1 protein-coding gene is annotated in these 436 nt (G+C 65.1%); it reads right to left on the reverse strand.

Annotated elements, in window-relative coordinates; all coding sequences use genetic code 11:
* The coding region (locus NLX86_RS34305; protein ID WP_254375733.1) for an IS607 family transposase at nucleotides 1-436 on the reverse strand (436 nt) is incomplete at both ends.

Raw genomic sequence — 436 nt, forward strand, 5'->3', positions numbered from 1 at the left:
GAGACGACGCCCGGCAGCCTCCAACGCGGCCTCAACGAGTTCGGTGTTCATCCGGCCAAGGCGATCCCGGTGCTCAACCACCACGGTCGTCACCTTCGGATCGGCCAGCAGACGACGGGCCTTGGCGCGTCCCCCATTCATGCCGGACGCGATCTCGGACTCCACACGAACCACCGTGTGCCCGGCCTTCGCTGCCCACGCTGACAGCCGGGCCACCTGGCGTTCCAGATCGGCCTTCTGATCGTGAGAAGACACACGGGCATACAGACCCACACCACCCGTCACGGACAGTGAAGTATTCGCGTCGATGTTGACCAGAATGGTGCGCGGCCCTACCCGTTCCGCAGGGACCGGCAACGTGCCCTCACGGAACCAGCGGTACGCGGTACGAGGGGCGATGCCCTGTGCACGTGCCCATTCCGTCAGGTTCATAAGC

The sequence above is a fragment of the Streptomyces sp. A3M-1-3 genome (assembly GCF_024213665.1).
In the GTDB taxonomy this organism is placed as follows: Bacteria; Actinomycetota; Actinomycetes; order Streptomycetales; family Streptomycetaceae; genus Streptomyces.